We start from the raw sequence: 18,522 nt of genomic DNA, 5'->3' as shown, positions 1-18,522 counted from the left end.
ATAAGGATGATAGATATCATTATTAGTTTCTAGACACACAATATAAAAACTCCTGAGAGAACAAACCTCTCAGGAGTTTTTATCAATCAGACTAATAGTGAGTAACCATTAGTGACCATTTATTTAATATCAAATACTACTGATTTAACTGAAGTCATTGCTTCGATAGAGTATTTAACACCTTGAACACCGGCACCAGATTTCTTAGCACCCAAGAATGGGAAGTTATCTGTACCACGTTGTGTTTTGTTGTTGATGTGAACAGTACCCACTTCAAGTTGCTCAGCAATCTTGAAGGCAAGTGGGAAGTCATTTGTGAAAACTGATGCTTGCAAACCGTATTCTGATTTGTTTGAAAGCTCAATTGCTTCTTCTACTGATTTCACACGGATAATTGGAAGAACTGGACCAAATGGCTCTTCCCAAGCAAGACGCATGTCTGAAGTCACTTTATCGAAGAGAACTGGGCAGATAAGGTTACCGTCACGTTTGATTTCAGTAACAGCTTCTGCACCTTTTTCGCTAGCATCGTTAATAAGACCTTCAACAAAGTCTGCCGCTGATGAATCAATAAGTGGTGTGATGTCTGCATTGTCTTCTGGATTACCAATAGTTAATTTAACAACTTTTTCACGGATTTTTTCAACAAGCGCATCTGCAACGTCTTCCATTACAAGAACACGTTTAACAGCTGTACAACGTTGACCTGAGTAACCAAAGGCACCATCAACGATGTTTTTAGCTGCTACATCAAGGTCAGCATCTTCAAGAACGATTGCTGAGTCTTTACCACCAAGTTCAAGCATAATTGGACGCATACCAGCCAAGCGACCGATACGTTCACCGATTGGTGTAGAACCTGTGAAGTTGATGAAGTTAACTGCTTCGTGTTCAACAATGTAGTCACCAATAATTGAACCCTTACCAGTGATAGTGCTGAAGACACCTGCTGGCACGCCAGCTTCTGCAAATGCTTCTGCCAAAAGAAGACCTGAAATTGAACCTTGTGTTGGTGGTTTAAGGGCTACAACGTTACCTGAGATAAGGGCTGGAGCAATCTTAGAACCTGCCAAGTTAACTGGGTAGTTAAATGGTGAGATTGCAAGAACAAGTCCAAGAGGTTCGCGACGAACAATAGCAATTTTTTTCTTGCTTCCTGCTTCAAAGCTACCACCTTCAAGCACTTCACCTTCAATACGAAGTCCTTCTTCAGCTGCGTAACGGATAATGTCCGCTGTACGAACAACCTCAGAAACAGCTGCTTTATAACCTTTAGCAACTTCTTTAGAAAGAACAGCACCAATTTTTTCAGCGTCACGAACAAGGATGTCCGCTGCTTTGTGAAGGATAGCTGCACGTTCCACGTATGAAAGAGCACGCCAAGCTGGCTGAGCTGCTTTTGCAGTTGCGTAAACGTAATCAACTTCTTCTTGGCTCATCGCTGGTACTGAACCAAGTTCTTCGCCTGATGCTGGTGCATAGATTTTAATTTCGTTTTCAGAAAGTTTCCATTCACCATTGACAAGGTTTTTGTATTGTTTTGTCATTTAATAGGTCTCCTTTTTTTATTTATGAGGTTAATAAAACTAAAATTCCAAAACCTGTACCAATTGGTACAAATTTTATAAACTTATTTTAGCATGATTTGAAATTAATTCAACTATTTACTATGTAAAATAGACCTCATAACTACCATAAGTTTATTCTATCATTTTTCATAAAAAATTCAATATATTGAAGTCAATAAATTCAGAAAATTTCGAATTGATAGCGTTTTCTATCAAGATTAGAATAAAAAGGGGAAAGCCCCCCTTTTTATTAGTTATTAGTCAAAATTGACATATTCTTTTTCGAGCTCAAGAACTTCCTCAGCAGTTGAACATTCTGTAAGGGCACGGTTTGCGTACTCTTGCATTTTTGCTGTATCAAGTTTTTTCATCAAGCTACGTGTACGAAGAACTGAGGTTGCTGACATAGAGAACTCATCAAGTCCCATACCAACAAGAAGCGGAACCGCTTGTTGATCACCTGCCATCTCACCACACATACCAGCCCATTTACCTTCAGCATGTGCTGCTTTGATAACATTGTTAATCAAACGAAGGATAGATGGGTTATATGGTTGGTAAAGGTATGAGACTTGTTCGTTCATACGGTCAGCTGCCATTGTGTATTGGATAAGGTCATTTGTACCAATTGAGAAGAAGTCAACTTCTTTTGCGAATTGGTCAGCAAGCATTGCTGCAGCTGGAATTTCAATCATGATACCAACTTGGATATCATCTGAAACAGCGACACCTTCAGCTTTAAGGTTAGCTTTTTCTTCATCAAATACAGCTTTAGCTGCACGGAATTCTTTAAGAAGAGCTACCATTGGGAACATGATACGTAATTGACCATGTACTGATGCACGAAGAAGGGCACGAATTTGTGTACGGAACATTGCATCGCCTGTCTCAGAAATTGAGATACGCAAAGCACGGAAACCAAGGAATGGGTTCATTTCATTTGGAAGGTCAAAGTAAGGAAGTTCCTTATCTCCACCGATATCCATTGTACGAACCACAACAGGTTTTCCGTTCATTCCTTCAAGAACAGCTTTATAAGCTTCGTACTGTTCATCTTCAGTTGGGAAATCTTGTGAATCCATGTAAAGGAACTCTGTACGATAAAGACCAACTGCTTCTGCACCATTATCGTTTACACCCTCAACGTCTTTAGGTGTACCGATATTAGCTGCCAACTCAAAGTGTTTACCATCAGCTGTAACAGTTTCTGCGTCTTTAAGAAGAGCCCACTCAGCTTTTTGTTGAGCGTAAGCTTCACCAGCTGCTTTAAATTCTGCAACTTGTTCATCTGTAGGGTTAATGATCACTTCACCAGTAATACCATTAACAGCAAGAACATCACCATCTTTAACAAGTTCAGTAATGTTGTTTGTACCAAGAACAGCAGCGATTTCAAGGGTACGAGCCATAATAGCTGAGTGACTTGTACGTCCACCGATGTTAGTTACAAAAGCTTTAACAAAGTTTTTGTCCAACTGTGCAGTATCTGAAGGAGTCAAGTCATGTGCAATAACGATTGACTCTTCGCTGATAGCTGCTGGGTTAGGCAATTTAACACCAAGAAGGTTAGCCAAGACACGTTTTGTAACGTCACGGATATCTGCAGCACGTTCTTGCATGTATGGGTTATCTTCCATACCTTCGAAGATTGTGATGAACATATCAGTAACTTCTGTCAAAGCACTCTCAGCGTTAACTTGTTTCGCACGAATTGTTTCTTTAATTTGACCAGTCATTTCTGGGTCAGCAAGAACCATCAAGTGTGCATCAAAAACGGCTGCTGCTTCTTCACCAAGCGTATCTACTGCTTTCTCACGGATAACAGAAAGCTCGTTTTGTGATGCCTCAAGGGCAGCATCTAAACGAGCCTCTTCTGCACTTGTATCCTCGACTGAGACAGTCTCGAATGACAAATCCGGTTGAACAAGTAGATATGCTTTAGCAACGGCAACACCATCAGATGCTGCAATTCCTTTAAGCAATTCTGTCATTATTATGCCAATCCTTCTTTTGTCATTGTTTCGTCGATAGCTGCGATTGCATCGTCTGCGTCTGCACCTTCAGCTGAGATTGTAACGTCAGCACCTTGACCAACACCAAGGCTCATAACACCCATGATTGATTTAAGGTTTACTGATTTACCTTTGTAGTCCAAAGTGATGTCTGAAGCGAATTTGCTAGCTGTTTGAACAAGCAAAGTAGCTGGACGTGCGTGGATACCTGTTTCTGCAACAATGTGGAAATCTTTAGAAGCCATAGTGGATTCTCCTTTTTAATGTTTGAATTTTTGGGGTTATTTTGATAACCCTTACATTTTTTAGTATAGCATATCTTGACTATTTTTTCAAGGTAAAAAATTGTTTTGTGGAAAAAACTTGAAATCCCTTTCCACTTTTTTCATTTTTCTTCTATATATATTACCTTGCTATTTTTTGTAAAAGACAAGATGCAAAATCAGTTGTTGATAGAGGAGTTACACCTTCAATTTGACTAGCTAAATCAGCAGTCATCTCGTGGTTTGACAAAGTGTCCTCTAAGGCTCTTTCAATAAACTCTGCTGCTTCATACCAAGAGAGATAGTTAAGCATCATACAAGCCGACAACAAGAGTGACGAGGGGTTGGCGATATTTTGCCCTGCTATATCTGGGGCTGTCCCATGTGTCGCTTCAAAGATAGCATGACCTGTCTCATAATTGATATTGGCACCAGGTGAGATACCTATTCCTCCCACTTGAGCTGCTAGAGCATCGCTAGCATAGTCACCATTGAGATTGGTCAGAGCCACAACATCAAAACGCTCTGGATTAAGTAAAATTTGCTGTAAAAAGTTATCTGCGATAATATCATCCACTACCAAACGTCCATCAGATAAAGCGTCAGCATATTCTTTCTGTGCCAACTCATAGCCCCACTTTCTAAAACCACCTTCTGTAAATTTTTGAATATTTCCCTTATGAACAAGGGTAACTTTTGTTAGACCATTTTTGAGGGTATAATCAATCGCAGAGTGAATCAGGCGTTTACTACCCTCGCTAGAAATCGGTTTTATCCCGATACTAGATGTCTCCGGAAAACGAATTTTTGATACGGCCATCTCCTCTTTTAGAAATCGAATCACTTTATTAACTTCTACCGATTCGCTATCCCATTCGATTCCCGCGTAGATGTCCTCGGTATTTTCACGAAAAATGGTGATGTCTGTCTTTTCAGGATGTTTCAGAGGGCTCGAAACACCCTCAAAATAACGGACAGGACGTACACAGGCATATAAATCCAAGTCTTGACGAAGAGCAACATTCAATGAACGAATACCTCCTCCAACAGGAGTTTCAAGCGGTCCTTTAATCGCAACAAGATGCTCTTTGATACTGGACAAAGTCCCTTCTGGTAGCCATTCTCCTGTCATGTCGAAGCTTTTCTTACCCGCTAAAACCTCCTTCCACTCGATAGAGCGCTCGCCTGCATAAGCCACCGAAACAGCACGGTCAATTATCTCCTTAGAGGCTGCCCAAATGTCCTTACCGATACCATCCCCTTCAATGTAGGGAATAACAAGATGATCAGGGACAGCCAACCCTTGACTTGTCATTACTAGTTTTTCTGCCATCGCTTCTTCTCCTTTATTTAGCGTCTATTGATTGGAATATATTCCAAGTGAGATAAGCCTTTATAAGCTGATCTAGGTCGAATCAATTTATTGTGTTTTTGTTGTTCTTGAATATGGGCAATCCACCCAGACACACGGCTCATTGCAAAAATCAAGGTAAAAATACTACTATCAATCCCCAAAACATGATATACCGTCGCTGAATAAAAATCGACATTAGGAATCAACCCTTTCTTCTCTTTCATAAAAAGCTCTATTTGTCGAGAAATATCAAAGAGTTCTTGCTCCTGTGTTCCTGCTGTTAGAGCCTGAGCCATCTCTCTGAGATAAGTCTCCCTTGGATCAACCGTTTTATAAACACGGTGGCCAAACCCCATAATTTTTTCCTTAGATGCTAATTTTTCAGATAGGTAAGCCTCTACGTCTCCTAATTCTCGAATTTCAACCAACATATCAAAGACACGTTCATTAGCGCCACCATGCAAGGGACCTTTGAGAGCACCTATAGCTGTTGTCACACAAGAATAGATATCTGTCAGAGTGGATGCACAGACACGCGCTGCAAACGTTGAGGCATTCAATTCATGGTCTGCATGAAGAATCAAAGCTTTGTTCATGGCTTCAATTTCCAAGTTAGACGGTTCTTCGCCATTTAACATATACAAGAAATTAGCTGCAAAGCCTAAATCTTCCCTAGGTTCAATAGGTTGTTGTCCTGTTCTAAGTCGTGCAAAAGCTGCAATAATAGTTGGTATCTTAGCCATCAACTGAACACTTTGTTCATAAACAGCTTCTACCGATCTTTCTTCTGCCTGTAAGTTATAGACTCCCAAGAGGGAAACCGTTGACCGTAGCACACTCATAGGATGAAGGTGCGGACGTGATTGAATCAACAGACATTGCTCGATGGCATCGCTAATCGTGTAATTAGCTCTCAGTTCTTTGACAAAATGATTGTACTCTATTTGTGTCGGTAGGTGACCATTCCAGAGCAAGTAAATCACTTCTTCAAAAGTCGCTTTATTAGTCATCAATTCTGAAATATCATAGCCACCATAAGATAGCCGATCATCACTTATCGATGAAATACGCGTGTCACAGGCTATCATATCTTTCAAACCATTACTTACTGTCATATTAAACCCCTTTCAACTTTTTACGAACCACCATAGGTAAGATACCACCATTTTTATAATAGCGAATATCGGCATCTGCATCAAAACGCACCAAAGCAGAAAATGTTTTTTCAAGGCCATCAGAAAGAGCTGTCACTGTCACGATATCGTTAACACCAGGATCTGTTGATAAATCAACAGAGTAAGTCTCTTTCCCTGTTAAACCGAGACTCTGTGCTGTATCTCCCTCCAAAAATTGCAAAGGTAAAATCCCCATCATAACCAAGTTAGAACGATGGATACGCTCAAAGGATTCTGCCAAGACAACCTTAACACCTAGAAGATTCGTTCCTTTGGCAGCCCAATCTCGGCTAGAACCCATGCCGTAGTCTTTTCCAGCGATAACAATAGTCCCTTGCCCTTTGTCACGGTATGCCATAGCGGCATCATAAATCGGGATGATATCCCCCTCATAATCCGTGTAACCACCAATTTTCCCTTGAGCCAACTCATTTTTGATCCGAATATTGGCAAAGGTACCACGCATCATAACTTCATGATTCCCACGACGACTGCCGTAAGAGTTGAAATCCATATAATCAACACCATTTTGCTTCAAATAAGTGGCAGCTGGACTATTACGCGCAATATTTCCTGCTGGCGAAATGTGATCTGTCGTTACAGTATCACCAAACTTAGCTAAAACACTGAGATCCTTTAAAGTCTTAATGGCTAAGTCATCCGTTAACCCTTCAAAATAAGGAGGATTTTGGATATAGGTGGATGACTCATTCCAATCAAAAACCTGACTAGACTTAGTTGGAATAGCATTCCATTTGTCGCTATCGGTAAAGACTTGTTTGTACTCTGTGGCAAATAGCTGACGTGTCACATAGGTCGAAACATAGTCTTCAATCTCATCTCTACTTGGCATGATGTCATCTAAATAAACTGCTCTGCCATTTTTATCAAAACCAAGTGGCTCACTGGTCAAGTCAATATTAGTATTGCCAGCAAGCGCATAAGCGACCACAAGCGGTGGACTAGCAAGGTAGTTTGCTTTCACTAAAGGATTGATACGTCCTTCAAAGTTACGATTTCCAGAAAGAACCGCCGAAACCAGTAAATCTTCATCTACAATGGCTTTAGCCACCTCTGGCATCAAATTACCTGAATTACCGATACAAGTTGTACAACCGTAACCAACAACATTAAAACCAAGTTGGTCTAAGTAAGACTGCAAGCCACTCGCTGCCAAATAAGCTGTGACCACCTTAGAGCCTGGAGCCAAAGACGTTTTAACAGTTTTAGAGACAGCAAGTCCTTTCTCAACAGCATTTTTAGCTAATAAACCTGCCGCCATAAGAACATAGGGATTAGAAGTATTGGTACAAGAGGTGATAGCAGCAATCGCAACATGTCCAGTCCTAATCGTTTCATCATGATCTTCAAAATGCACTATTGCTTCTTTTTCTAATTCGTCTTTTTCCAAACCGAATCCTTGAACACCTGCTTCACGAACAAGGGCATCTTGAAAGGCATCCTTGGCATCTGAAAGCAAGATTAAATCCTGCGGACGTTTTGGTCCTGAAATAGATGGTTTAACATCTGACAAATTAACTTCAACAACCTTGCTGTAAGTAGGTACTGTAGTTGGGTCGTAGAACAAATGATTAGCTTTTGCGTACTGTTCTGTCAAGGCGATATGGTCTTCATCACGATTCGTTAACCGCATGTAATTAAGCGTCTCGTCATCAATTGGGAAATAACCACAAGTCGCTCCGTACTCAGGTGCCATATTAGCAATCGTTGCTCGATCAGCTAAAGAGAGTGACGACAAGCCGTCACCAAAATACTCCACAAATTTGCCAACCACATTTTCCTGACGTAGTACTTGTGTGATTTTGAGCGCCAGATCTGTAGCAGTCGCAATTTTCGGTAAACTTCCTGTGAGGCGAACACCAATAACCTCTGGTACTGGGAAGTAAGAAGCTTCTCCAAGCATGGCTGCTTCAGCCTCGATACCACCGACACCCCAGCCTAAAACACCGATACCATTAATCATCGTTGTATGACTGTCTGTTCCAAACATTGAATCCGGATATAGCATCCCATCTTTTTCGATAACAACATCAGAAAGAAATTCAATATTGACCTGGTGGATAATACCCGTTGCTGGTGGAACAGCTCGATAGTTATCAAATGACGACTCTGCCCATTTTAAAAATTCATAGCGTTCATTGTTACGCTTAAACTCCAAATTGACATTATCCTCAAGCGCTGTATCACAACCAAAGAAATCCACTTGGACACTATGGTCAATCACCAAGTCTACCGGAATTTCTGGATTGATCATATCGGCAGTCCCGCCGTTTTTGACAATCGCATCACGCATAGAGGCTAAATCAACAACCACAGGAACCCCTGTAAAGTCTTGGAGAATTACACGACTCGGTTTAAACGGAATCTCTTCACTAGGTAGGTTGTTTGGAAAATTCAAAATATTCGAAATGTGATTTTTAGTAACATCCAAACCATCCAATTTACGCATAAGACTCTCTAATAGGATACGAAGTGTGTAGGGATAGTCAGATACAGGGCGTTTACTTTTTTCAAAAATAGTCTTCAAATCATAATAATGGTATTTTTTTCCATCTTTCAACAATACATTTGTATATTCAGTCATAACAACCTCCTGTTTTATGTTATGTTTTTTAACATAATAACACCAAATAAAGACTTTTTCAAATCTCATATGTCACATAATGTTACAAAAAGTAACATTTTCTGTTAAAAGTCTTTAAAAGCCTACAACCACAAGATATAGGGATACCTACGCAATAAAAGCACAAAATATTGTGTTAGAGAAAGAAAAAATCGTTGCTTTTTTTCCATAATTTGGGTATTCTATTTAAGTCCTGTTTTATCAAGAAAAAAGTTTTATCACAATTTTCCTCGGTAAAACAACTTACATTTAAAACACTAAAAGAGGAGAGATATCATGGCTACTATCACGCTATTTTCAAAAAATAATTGCATGCAATGCAAGATGACAAAAAAATTCTTGGAAAAAGAGGGCGCTGATTTTGAAGAAATCAACATTGACGAACATCCTGAAAAAATCGATTACGTCAAAGGTTTAGGATTTACAGCCGCTCCTGTTATTGAAGCTGGCGATATCGTCTTTTCTGGTTTCCAACCTGCTAAATTAAAAGAAATTATCTAAATGCAATAACAAGGCTTGATTCACTGAGAACAAACCTTCATCAAATCAATCTAGTAAAGAGGACTGCTGACGACCGTTAGACTATTTTTAAATCATCTAACAACCTTCTCGTCCTCTTTCTGACATCAAAAAGGAAATCCAACAATGAGTCTTAAAGATTTAGGCGACGTATCCTACTTCCGCCTCAACAACGAAATTAATCGCCCTATTAACGGAAAAATTCCACTCCACAAAGATAAGGAAGCTCTTGAAGCTTTCTTTAAGGAAAACGTTCATCCAAATACAATGGCTTTCGATAGCATGACCGATAAAATCAGCTACCTCATCGAGCACGATTACATCGAGTCTGAATTCATCGCCAAGTATAACCCAACCTTTATTGAACAATTGGCAAGTGATCTTAAAGAACAAAACTTCCAATTCAAGTCTTTCATGGCTGCTTACAAATTCTATCAACAGTACGCTTTGAAGACAAACGATGGTGATTACTACCTTGAAAATATCGAAGACCGTGTCATGTTCAATGCCCTCTACTTTGCTGACGGTAACGAAGCATTAGCACATGACCTCGCTATGGAAATGATCCATCAACGCTACCAACCAGCTACACCATCTTTCTTAAATGCCGGTCGTAGCCGACGTGGTGAGTTGGTATCATGTTTCTTGATCCAAGTCACTGATGATATGAATGCAATCGGTCGTTCCATCAACTCTGCACTGCAATTATCTCGTATCGGTGGTGGTGTTGGTATCTCACTTAACAACTTACGTGAAGCTGGTGCTCCTATCAAAGGCTACGAGGGAGCAGCCTCAGGTGTTGTTCCTGTTATGAAGTTGTTCGAAGATAGCTTCTCTTACTCAAATCAACTCGGTCAACGCCAAGGTGCTGGTGTTGTTTACCTAAACGTCTTCCACCCAGATATTATCGCTTTTCTATCAACTAAGAAAGAAAATGCCGATGAAAAAGTACGTGTTAAAACACTGTCACTTGGCGTAACCGTTCCTGATAAATTCTACGAGCTAGCACGCAACAACGAAGACATGTACCTTTTTAGCCCTTATACTGTCGAAAAAGAGTACGGTGTGCCTTTCAACTATATCGACATCACTGAAATGTACGATGAGCTAGTTGCCAATCCTAAGATTACCAAAACTAAAATCAATGCTCGTGATCTAGAAACTGAAATCTCAAAACTACAACAAGAATCTGGCTACCCTTATATTGTCAACGTGGATATCGCTAACCGCTCAAATCCAATTGATGGCAAGATTATTATGTCTAACTTGTGTTCTGAGATTCTCCAAGTCCAAAAACCAAGTCAACTTAATGATGCCCAAGAGTTCACTGAAATGGGGACAGACATCTCATGTAACCTCGGTTCAACCAATATCCTCAACATGATGACATCTCCTGACTTCGGTCGTTCTATCAAGGCTATGACACGCGCCCTTACCTTCGTGACAGACTCATCAAGTATCGAAGCCGTTCCTACTGTTAAAAATGGCAATAGCCAAGCTCATACCTTTGGACTGGGAGCAATGGGACTACATAGCTATCTAGCACAACACCATATCGCCTATGGTAGTCCAGAGTCTATCGAATTTACTGACATCTACTTTATGCTTATGAACTATTGGACTTTGGTAGAGTCAAATAACATCGCCCGTGAACGAAAGGCTACTTTCGTCGGTTTCGAAAACTCAAAATACGCTGACGGTAGCTATTTCGATAAATACGTAACAGGACGTTTCGTTCCGAAATCAGACAAGGTTAAAGAACTCTTTGCAGACCACTTCATTCCTCAATCAGAAGACTGGGAATCCCTCCGTCAAGCCGTTATGGAAGATGGCCTCTATCACCAAAACCGCCTTGCCGTAGCACCAAACGGCTCTATCTCATATATCAATGATTGCTCTGCTTCTATCCACCCAATCACTCAACGTATCGAGGAGCGCCAAGAAAAGAAAATTGGTAAGATTTATTACCCTGCCAACGGATTGTCAACAGATACTATCCCATTCTACACATCAGCCTACGACATGGATATGCGTAAGATGATTGATGTTTATGCCGCTGCGACAGAGCACGTAGACCAAGGTTTATCTATGACGCTCTTCCTTCGTAGTGAGCTTCCAATGGAACTCTACGAATGGAAAACAGAAAGCAAACAGACGACACGCGACTTGTCAATCCTACGCAACTACGCCTATAACAAAGGCATCAAGTCAATCTACTACGTCCGCACTTATACCGATGACGGTGAAGAAGTTGGTTCAAACCAATGTGAAAGCTGTGTGATTTAAGCGATTAAATCTGCTAAAACTTAATAGACACCAAAAAACCTGACGTTCGTAAACTTCAGGTTTTTACTTTAACTAAAAACAAACACCTCAAACAAAATACAAGAAACACTTACACAAACTTACCTTCTCAAAACCCAAAGAAGCCCTTCTTTATTTCCTTCCTTGCATCACTTTTATGGTATAATAGAGGGTAACTATAAACAAGGAGAAAGCCATGACAACCTACTATAAAGCTATAAACTGGAACGAAATTGAAGATGTCATCGATAAATCAACTTGGGAGAAATTGACAGAGCAGTTTTGGTTAGATACTCGTATCCCTCTTTCAAATGACCTTGACGACTGGAGAAAACTCTCCGACGAGGAGAAAGACCTGGTTGGTAAGGTCTTCGGAGGATTGACTCTTCTTGATACCATGCAGTCTGAATCTGGTGTAGAAGCTATCCGTGCTGACGTGCGTACACCACACGAAGAAGCAGTTCTCAACAACATTCAGTTCATGGAGTCTGTTCACGCCAAATCCTACTCATCTATCTTCTCAACTCTCAATACCAAGTCAGAAATTGAAGATATTTTCGAATGGACAAATAACAACGAATTCCTTCAGAAAAAAGCAAAAATCATCAATGATATTTATGAAAACGGCGATGCTCTTCAAAAGAAAGTGGCATCAACGTATCTAGAAACGTTCCTTTTTTATTCAGGTTTCTTTACCCCTCTGTATTATTTAGGTAACAACAAACTCGCCAACGTCGCTGAAATTATCAAATTGATTATCCGTGATGAGTCTGTTCACGGCACTTACATCGGCTACAAATTCCAACTCGGTTTCAACGAATTACCTGAAGACAAGCAAGAGGAATTCCGCGAATGGATGTATGATTTGCTTTATGAACTCTATGAAAATGAAGAAAACTATACAAAAACCCTCTACGATAATGTCGGTTGGACAGAGGAAGTTATGACTTTCCTTCGTTACAACGCCAACAAGGCTCTTATGAACCTGGGACAAGACCCGCTCTTTCCTGATACTGCAGATGATGTCAACCCTATTGTTATGAACGGTATTTCAACAGGAACATCAAACCACGACTTCTTCTCTCAAGTCGGAAACGGCTACCTTTTGGGAACAGTAGAAGCAATGACAGATAGCGATTACGATTACGGTAAAGCTTAATCAAGTTAGAAAGACTCGTCAAAGAGTCTTTTTTTGATACTTTCTCCAAGGAGTACACAAGGTCATCAACCTCTCATTTCACAACTAATAGTGACGTCGAAAAGTTCAGAGTATAGCGAAAATCTCCTATTTTAACACTCAAAAACCAGAGATTGCAATTAACATATAGCAGATCCACACTCCTACACCTTAGATAAATAACGTTTATAAAGACTATAAAAAATTCCCTCCATAACTCTTGCCACTCAACGACCACAAACCTTAATAACAAAACCAATCATCCCCAAACTCCATACATTTTATGATATAATTAGAATGATAACTTTCTTGTTGAAATCATCAATATTACTTTCAGGAGAGCTCCATGCTTCACTCTATCTCATCCAGCTTTCCAATTTGGGGAGTCACACTGACTTATCTGATTATTTATATCACACAACTCAGTGTTTTCAAGTACATTAGCACAATTAAAATTCCTACCAGCATTTACATCGGCTTTGCTATCATCTACGTGCTCAGTACTCTCATACCGATTCCAATCCTACCTAGCATCGTTATGATTTGTTTCTTCCTATACTGGACTTGGACAAAGGCATCTTCTTTTTCAGAACTTGTCTTCTACTCTCTCTACCCTATTGTCAGCTTTGACACCCTCTATAAATTCTATTCACTCTATGTCCTACCGACATTTTTAAAACCTTTCCATATCACTGATAATGCTTACTACGAACTCTTTGGTATTTTACTCATTTTACCTATGATTCATGGATTTTTCATCCTTGTCCAATTCGACCCGATTGCAATCAAAAATCTCGAAACTTCAAATAAGCATAACTACTTAAGATTCTCACCTTTTACAATACTCGATGTAATATTAGTTCTTTATACAACATTTTCAATAAGCATATCTTATATCGACCCTACTATTGAGAGCTACCTCTCAAAATTTATTTTCTTCAGTCTAACGCTAGTCCAAACCTCTATTCTATCCCAGATAGGAAAAAAAGTTCAAACTTATTACAAACAAAAATTAGAGGAAAAATGTACCGAACACCGGCGATCTCTTACAGAGTACAACCTACTTCTAGAGAGCATCTACACCGATATCAATCACCAACAAAAACAGTATATCAACGATTTTAACGCTATTCGTCAGGCTATATCAACTAATCAGACAGAAGCTTTGGAACTTTACCTTGATAAGAACCAAAACAACGATGACAAATGCCAGGAATATTATAGAAATAAACAAAATTTGGAAAATATTCAACTTCCTTACTTAAAACAACTCTTAGTGGCTAAGTCACTGGAAGCTCAGCACAGAGGTATCCAAGTCAGCATCGAAATTCCTGATACCATCGACAAGTACCCTATCAAAGACCTACCCTTTATCACCCTAGTCACCGAACTATTCGAAAATGCTATCAACTTTGCAGCTATATCTCCCAATAAAGCTATCAGTCTAGCTTTATTCATCGAAGAAAACAACACTGTTTTTATCATCGAAAACAGCACCAAAGAGAAGCAGGTTGATCTGACTGATATTTTCAAAGAAGGCTACAGCAGTAAAAAGAATGGTAAAGGCATGGGACTAAAACGTGTGCGTGATATCCTAAATCAAAATCACGCTCTCTCTCTGAATACACTTAGTAGAAAATACATCTTTAGACAACGATTAGAATGTCCAACAGAAAGTAAACAGACTTATGAACGACCTCATCTATAACTTTTTAGAGTACCCCGCTCTCTTTCTGGTCGAGTGGTATATCTTTAAACAATTCACAGGTATCTCAATTAAATCAAATCAATTCATCTTATTTGGCGTTATTTATTTTCTAGCCAGTAGCTATTGCGCTCAATTCAGCCTCCCTATCGCGCCACTCTTTTTCCTTATCATCATCAATAGATTCCACCCCAACCAAGCTCCTGGTATTCGCTTTATCCAAGCTTGTTACCCATCACTTGTCACAACCTATTTGAGAAAAATGATCTACCTGTTGATTCTACCAGCAATCAACGGAGGTCACTTCTCTATCTCGGCATTCAATTTTTATACTGCCCTTCTATCATTCCCATTCTTTTTCTCACTGGTTAAATTATCCGCTATAGATTTTTCGTTAATTCAAAAACTGGATAAAGCACATTATCGTGCAGCAGCTTTTAGAAGTACTGGTTTACTGATTGCTTTTTACCTTCTCTACCTATTGCAAATGGTACTTCACCACGCCCTTCCAAATACATTTCCACAAGCCTATCTGGATAATCATTTTTGGCAGTTACCTAGCTTTGCGATCTACACAATCCTTATCCTTTGGGATCTGGTCAACCTAAGTCACCAAACCAAAAAACAACTTGCTTTTAACATCGACTCAGAAGAGAGACGTCACTTGGAAGATATTGATTACTACAACCACTATATCTTTAATCTCCTAAGCGATAAGAGTAGGTATCAAAAAAATTATTACAGCTACCTAGAGAATATTTACAAAAAAAATCAAAAAGTACATTCTCTCAGAGAGACTCCTTTTTTCTTGCATCAACTAGATCGCAACATCCTAAAGCAGCTTGGTCACATCAAAATTAATATTATCCGTAACCAACTTCATGAACACTTGCTGAAAATGAGACAACAAGGTATCACACTACAAGTGAATTTTTTAGCCGACTTGAATCACGTCCCTATCAGTGATCTCGAGTTTTACCAACTCATTAATTTCATTTTTCATCATATTTCAGCCTGCCCTAAACGAAAACCAATCCAATTTCACATTTCTTATTTCCGTATCAACAACAAGCACATTTTCCTTTTCGAAAGCTTTACATCTCAACAGCATTCGGATAACTGCTTTACCGACATCAAGTCATCAACCTTAAAACTGTATCCGGAAATCTCAAACCTCCTCGCAAGGTCTCCTCAACTGTCTATGGAAATCACTAAAACTACCGAACAGATTAACTATATTATCGAAATGAGCTAGAGACCTAACTCCTCTTTAAACTTGTAAAAGAGAAGTCTAGTTTTAGTCATCGCTACTAAAACCTCCGATAGAATGCGTGACTAAGAAAATGAAAAAAAAGAAGCTCAGGATGTATGTACTATCCCAGCTTCTTTTTCTTGAAAAAATCACTTAAAATAGAAGTTTTCTAAAAAAACAACTTGAAAAACCATTTTAGAGTAGTAAACTAAAAGACATGACTGCACTTCTACACCAATCACCCAGACAATCGGTGCAGAAGTAGAAACACTATCTAAAACGAGGTCGATATGAAACTTTATGTTCAATTTATGATAATCCTCTTTTTTTCCTTAGTCGGAGAAGGGATATCATCTTTTTTCTCACTCCCTGTCCCAGGATCAATCATTGGTTTAATCCTGCTATTCATCGCACTACAGGTCAAAGTGGTCAGAATACGACACATCTTTACGGTAGGGGAATTTTTATTGGCTAATATGACCATCCTCTTTTTACCCGCAGGTGTCGGAATTATGGAGCGTTTTAACATAGTCGCTCCCAATATCATCCCTATCACACTGATCACTTTAGGAGCTCTACTCCTTAATCTGGCGACTATCGCACTAGTCGTCAATTGGGTCAAAACACACTTCGAAGGGGACTATCAAAACAAGGAGAAAAACCATGACTGAACTCACTACTAGTCCTATTTTCGGCTTAAGCCTCTCCATTTTTGCCTATTTGATAGGTATTTTAGTCCACCGTCGTTTTCCGAACCCCTTAACCACTCCTCTACTTTTTGCTACGGTGCTCATCATTCTATTTCTTGAAATCACCAAAATCCCTTACAAAAATTATTATGTCGGAGGAAGTTACCTCAATACACTCATCGTCCCTTCAACAGTAGCTCTAGCCATTCCACTTTATCGAAATTTCCATCTTATGAAACACCATTACCGTTCTATCTTAGCCGGTATCAGCATCTCTACACTAATCAATACACTGTACACCGCTTTGATTGCAAAAATATTTGGGATGGATTATTTTTTAACTATCTCCCTCTTTCCAAAATCAGTTACAACTGCTATGGCAATTGGTATCAGTGACAAGATGGGAGGTATGACCACCGTCACCTTAGTTGTTGTCGTTGTTACCGGCATTTTGACCAGTGTTATTGGACCTAGTTTCCTTAGACTCCTCCATATCAATGACCCTGTCGCTGTTGGATTAGCTCTAGGAGGTACAGGTCACGCTGTAGGAACAGGTGCCGCCCTTCGCTACGGACCAGTACAAGGTGCTATGGCAGGCTTAGCCATAGGAATCACAGGAATCATGTACGTCATCATCAGCCCAATTATCGCCCAACTCATTCTCAAACAGTATTAAAAGCCTACAAAAGTAGCGTCAAAATGAGAAACAGGTTTTCCCGCATCTATCCCCGATAGTCCAAATAATAGTCAAGACATAACAAAAGAGCCTTACGGCTCTTTTTAGTTGCTTACACTATTGGTAGCTAAAGATTACTGTTGTTTACGTTTTTTGATACCAACCAAACCAAGTGTAGCCATCATCACACCTGCTGCAATAGCTGTAACTGATGATTCTTCACCTGTTGTTGGCAATTCAGCTTTTTTAGTTTCTGAAGCTTTTGCAGTATTATCAGCATACGAAGGTTTACCTCGACGATCAGTCACCGCTTCTGTTGCAGCTTGAGTAGCTTTTTTGACGTCGTTAGTTTGTTTATTGTCATCAGCTTTCTTGATGTCATCAGCTTTCTTGCTGTCGTCAGCTTTCTTGATGTCATCAGCTTTCTTGCTGTCATCAGCTTTCTTGATGTCATCAGCTTTCTTGCTGTCATCAGCTTTCTTGCTGTCATCAGCTTTCTTGCTGTCATCAGCTTTTTTGCTGTCATCAGCTTTCTTGCTGTCATCAGCTTTTTTAGCCAAGTTTTGTTCTGAAACTTCTCGTGCTGCAGTATAGATAGCATCGATATCTGCACTCGCTTGTTCTGAAAGTTTAGCAAAATCAGCACCTTCTGCATCTGCTTTTGCAGTATAGTCAGCTACAAGATTTGTTAAAGCTGTCAAATAACGTTGCAACTCTGAATCTGCTGAATCTTTTGAAAGACCTGCCAATTCTGAGATAGCTTGTTTCTTGTAGTTAGCATCTTTTTGAAGAGCGGCAATAAAGGCATCTTTTGCAGCTGTATCTTCTGCCTTCTTACTGTCGTCAGCTTTTTTAGCCAAGTTTTGTTCTGAAACTTCTCGTGCTGCAGTATAGATAGCATCAAGGGCTTTGCTTGCTCCATCAACATCGTTTGAGTTACGGTACTGTCCAACAACATTTGAAACAGCATCAAGTTCACGTTGCAACTCATCTGTTGACAAACCTTTCAATTCTGAAATGGCTTGTTTTTTGTAGTTGGCATCACGTTCCAAGTTGTCATTGTAAGCATTAGTAGCAGCTTCTGAAGCTCACGACAAACGCATGAAGAAAATATCGTTTTCAGAAATTAATTTCATAAACTAGATAAACGACCTCCGGTATAATAGTAGTGGAGGTCGTTGTTA

General features: G+C 39.6%; 14 protein-coding genes. 7 read left to right on the top strand and 7 right to left on the bottom strand.

All coding sequences use genetic code 11. The features are described 5' to 3' along the window. Window positions 1-119 precede the first annotated feature (119 nt). The 6 genes from JOC31_RS06150 to acnA form a co-directional block, all read right to left on the bottom strand. Entirely contained in the window at window positions 120-1,547 is a 1,428-nt protein-coding gene (locus JOC31_RS06150) for an NADP-dependent glyceraldehyde-3-phosphate dehydrogenase (RefSeq protein ID WP_205017285.1), read from the bottom strand. A 278-nt stretch (window positions 1,548-1,825) separates the two neighbouring features. Continuing rightward, on the bottom strand, window positions 1,826-3,559 hold the full coding sequence (ptsP, locus tag JOC31_RS06145) for a phosphoenolpyruvate--protein phosphotransferase (RefSeq protein WP_205017284.1): 1,734 nt from the start codon (window positions 3,557-3,559) through the stop codon (window positions 1,826-1,828). Between the two features lie 2 nt (window positions 3,560-3,561). Next, window positions 3,562-3,825: a phosphocarrier protein HPr gene (locus JOC31_RS06140; protein ID WP_205010018.1), complete on the bottom strand. Its 264-nt coding sequence runs from the start codon at window positions 3,823-3,825 to the stop codon at window positions 3,562-3,564. Window positions 3,826-3,985: 160 nt separating this feature from the next. Beyond that, window positions 3,986-5,176: an NADP-dependent isocitrate dehydrogenase gene (icd, locus tag JOC31_RS06135; RefSeq protein WP_205017283.1), complete on the bottom strand. Its 1,191-nt coding sequence runs from the start codon at window positions 5,174-5,176 to the stop codon at window positions 3,986-3,988. 17 nt (window positions 5,177-5,193) lie between these two features. Then, window positions 5,194-6,312: a citrate synthase gene (locus tag JOC31_RS06130; RefSeq protein ID WP_205017282.1), complete on the bottom strand. Its 1,119-nt coding sequence runs from the start codon at window positions 6,310-6,312 to the stop codon at window positions 5,194-5,196. A gap of 1 nt (window position 6,313) precedes the next feature. Then, window positions 6,314-8,977 carry an aconitate hydratase AcnA gene (gene acnA, locus JOC31_RS06125; RefSeq protein ID WP_205017281.1) on the bottom strand — a complete coding sequence of 888 codons (2,664 nt, stop codon included), beginning with the start codon at window positions 8,975-8,977 and terminating at the stop codon, window positions 6,314-6,316. A 315-nt stretch (window positions 8,978-9,292) separates the two neighbouring features. Here acnA and nrdH point away from each other — a divergent pair, with 315 nt between their 5' ends. The 7 genes from nrdH to JOC31_RS06090 all read left to right on the top strand — a co-directional run bounded on the left by nrdH (window position 9,293) and on the right by JOC31_RS06090 (window position 17,338). Beyond that, window positions 9,293-9,517, top strand: a complete 225-nt coding sequence (gene nrdH, locus JOC31_RS06120; protein WP_205017280.1) for a glutaredoxin-like protein NrdH — start codon at window positions 9,293-9,295, stop codon at window positions 9,515-9,517. A 144-nt stretch (window positions 9,518-9,661) separates the two neighbouring features. Beyond that, entirely contained in the window at window positions 9,662-11,821 is a 2,160-nt protein-coding gene (nrdE, locus tag JOC31_RS06115) for a class 1b ribonucleoside-diphosphate reductase subunit alpha (protein WP_205017279.1), read from the top strand. 214 nt (window positions 11,822-12,035) lie between these two features. Then, window positions 12,036-12,998, top strand: coding sequence for a class 1b ribonucleoside-diphosphate reductase subunit beta (gene nrdF / locus JOC31_RS06110; protein ID WP_205017278.1), 963 nt, complete (start codon window positions 12,036-12,038; stop codon window positions 12,996-12,998). 364 nt (window positions 12,999-13,362) lie between these two features. Next, window positions 13,363-14,724, top strand: coding sequence for a GHKL domain-containing protein (locus JOC31_RS06105; RefSeq protein ID WP_205017277.1), 1,362 nt, complete (start codon window positions 13,363-13,365; stop codon window positions 14,722-14,724). Next, window positions 14,705-15,976, top strand: a complete 1,272-nt coding sequence (locus tag JOC31_RS06100; protein WP_205017276.1) for a hypothetical protein — start codon at window positions 14,705-14,707, stop codon at window positions 15,974-15,976. Before JOC31_RS06105 ends, JOC31_RS06100 begins: the two co-directional genes overlap by 20 nt. 287 nt (window positions 15,977-16,263) lie before the next feature. Then, window positions 16,264-16,644, top strand: a complete 381-nt coding sequence (locus tag JOC31_RS06095; RefSeq protein WP_205017275.1) for a CidA/LrgA family protein — start codon at window positions 16,264-16,266, stop codon at window positions 16,642-16,644. Next, a complete protein-coding gene (locus JOC31_RS06090) occupies window positions 16,637-17,338 on the top strand; it encodes an LrgB family protein (protein WP_205017274.1) in 702 nt (233 codons plus the stop codon). The genes JOC31_RS06095 and JOC31_RS06090 overlap by 8 nt, the downstream gene beginning before the upstream one ends. 134 nt (window positions 17,339-17,472) lie before the next feature. Here JOC31_RS06090 and JOC31_RS06085 read toward each other — a convergent pair whose 3' ends face one another. After that, window positions 17,473-18,390 (bottom strand): LPXTG cell wall anchor domain-containing protein, encoded by a 918-nt coding sequence (locus JOC31_RS06085; RefSeq protein ID WP_205017273.1) that lies wholly within the window; start codon window positions 18,388-18,390, stop codon window positions 17,473-17,475. Window positions 18,391-18,522 lie beyond the last annotated feature (132 nt).

The organism is Streptococcus saliviloxodontae (genome assembly GCF_016908655.1).
GTDB classification, from domain to species: domain Bacteria; phylum Bacillota; class Bacilli; order Lactobacillales; family Streptococcaceae; genus Streptococcus; species Streptococcus saliviloxodontae.
The sequence above is the reverse complement of the archived record's forward strand: the minus strand, read 5'-3'. Positions and strand labels throughout refer to the sequence as shown.